General features: G+C 49.9%; 3 protein-coding genes. 1 reads left to right on the forward strand and 2 read right to left on the reverse strand.

The genetic code is table 11. The annotated features are described in order from the left end of the window. A partial coding sequence (locus VE954_RS03435) for an IS6 family transposase (RefSeq protein WP_324949687.1) occupies nt 1–604 on the forward strand: 604 nt, incomplete at its 5' end. A gap of 22 nt (nt 605–626) precedes the next feature. Here the strand turns inward: VE954_RS03435 and tnpA are convergent. Both tnpA and VE954_RS44070 read right to left on the reverse strand, forming a co-directional pair. Then, nucleotides 627–806 carry an IS66 family insertion sequence element accessory protein TnpA gene (gene tnpA, locus VE954_RS44065; protein WP_414698963.1) on the reverse strand — a complete coding sequence of 60 codons (180 nt, stop codon included), beginning with the start codon at nt 804–806 and terminating at the stop codon, nt 627–629. A gap of 308 nt (nt 807–1,114) precedes the next feature. Next, entirely contained in the window at nt 1,115–2,152 is a 1,038-nt protein-coding gene (locus tag VE954_RS44070; RefSeq protein WP_414698964.1) for a DDE-type integrase/transposase/recombinase, read from the reverse strand. Between the last annotated feature and the right edge of the window lie 149 nt (nt 2,153–2,301).

Below are 2,301 nucleotides of genomic sequence, written 5' to 3' on the forward strand. Positions count from 1 at the left end.
CGCCTATAAGCTCTCCCTAAGGGACCTCGAGGAAATGATCTCTGAGCGCGGCGTTCAGGTGGATCATTCGACGATCCACAGGTGGCTCCTTCACTACACCCCTCAGCTGGAGGCGGAGCTCAGAAAAAGGAAAAAGCCGGTATCAGGTCGCTGGTTCTGGGATGAGCTGGCCATCAAGGTCAAGGGGAAGCTCAAATGGTTTTACCGCGCAGTGGACGAGGATGGCGATACGATAGACTTTCTCCTGTCGGCAAAGCGGGATCAGAAAGCGGCTCTCAGGTTTTTGAAAAAGGCCGTTCGTCAGCACGGTGTCCCCGGAAAGATCAATACCGTCAAGTCAGGGGCAAACGCCGCCGGCCTTAAGGCTTTCAATAGTGACTATTCAACCGACATTGAGCTCCGGCAGGTGAAGTATCTCCATAATATCGTCGAGCAGGATCACAGGCGGGTCCGGCAAAGGACAAGGCCCATGCTCGGTTTTAAAACCTTCATGTCAGCCGCGAAAACGATTGCCGGCATTGAGATGATGGTCATGATCAAAAAAGGCCAAATCGATATTCAGGGCTCCACTCCATTCGAACAGTTTTACGCCCTCGCAGGATAACTGCGTCCGGGGAATGATCCCTTCAGAAATTCACTTCGGCCTCGGAAACGTTTGCGACAGAGCCCTTTCGCCAATAGCACCACGATGAAAATTTGAGCCCATGTTCACGGCAATAGTTTTTGATACTCATGCCGGAAGATGGTTGCGATTCGAGATGATTTTTCCAGAAAATGTGTTTTGAGGTATTTGCTTTGCGACTCAATGGTTCTCCAGGTTGAATTGTCCCGGATGAACATACGAAAGCTAATGGATCAAGAAAATACGTGGATTAAGAAGCGCTCACAAAGTTTCGAGAGACACCTTAGGGTCAAGGCCAGCGCTTTGTTTGAGCCTATTTGCATCGAAAGAAAAACCTTCTGGCAAAATGGCATAAACTGATCTCACTAAGCTAGCCTGTTTAACAAGAAGACTCGACAAAAGAGAGTAGTGCGCATGTCTCATCAAAAATTGATCAATATCCATGTTTATGGGGGCTAACTGATAGGTCATCGATGTTCTCCGGACTTCAGCTTATTTAGGTTTTACCGTGCCGTCGGGGTAGATTCTCCGACCCCCAGACTTTCCTTCTCCCTTTCGTGTATGGTCCCAGTGGGGACCAATATCGCCTCCATCGAGGCGAAGATAGCGGGGATCTGAAACTCCGCGACCAAATTTGTTCCATGTCTGTTCCAGATACAGGCCAGGATTGCTCAATGCCTTTCCTGCAGATTTTATACCTCTGCCCACCTCACGAAAGAAATGATCCGTAAAGAAATGTCCGGTAGGATCATTGTAGCGAAGCGGGTTATTGACAACGTAGCTATAGCGGTTGAGGCTTTGCACCATGGACGGGTCTTGTATATAGGTGTCCGGCGTCAGGAAAAGCGCAATGGTCGGGTCGTAAACTCGCCCCTTCATATGCACAAGGTTCATGCTCTCGATTTGGTCGTGCCCTGTAAAGCCCCGGCTTGTGGTTTTAGGTTGAAAGGCTCCCGCCGCAAGCCAGTCAAGGTTTTCAACATTTCTGCGTTGACCAAATGGATCGTAGTCCATCCTTTCGACGATCGCCGCATTCCGGTCGGCAGCGACCAGGGTGGAGCCGAGGTAGTCCTTATAGAGATAATTTTCCCGATACCCGCTGCCTTCGGTCTCAATAACCAGAAAATCGCCAACATAAGTTCTTTGTTTGGTCCTGCCATCGGCCTCAACAATTTCAAATTCCTCGCCTACAAAGCGCGTCAGAGTTTTCACGCCATCGACCGATTCATCCTTGGTGAGAACTGATTTTCCCAGGCCATATCGATAGCGGACCGTGCTCTTGCCTTTCACCTGCCGGAGCTCAATGTCAGTGGAATGTTCATCATTGAAAGCCTTGAGGCCGGCGGCGTTTGCCCCTGATTTGTCGGCGTTGATCTTTTGCGGCACTCCATGCTGACGAACGGCTTTTTTCAAGAACCGCATGGCCGCTTTCTGATCACGCTTTGCTGCAAGGAGAAAGTCTATCGTATCGCCATCCTCGTCCACTGCGCGGTAAAGCCATTTGAACTTCCCCTTGACCCTGATGGCCAGCTCATCCCAAAAGCGGCAAAGTCAGGCGTGAGCACGTATATGGCCTGACGAGTCTTAAGGATGCTGATGCAAGGGTGCTGCTCCAGTTGAATCGAGGCCACTGGACCATTGAAAACAAAATGTTTTATGTAAGAGACGTGACATTTAAC

Source organism: Oligoflexus sp. (assembly GCF_035638955.1).
Taxonomy (GTDB): domain Bacteria; phylum Bdellovibrionota_B; class Oligoflexia; order Oligoflexales; family Oligoflexaceae; genus Oligoflexus.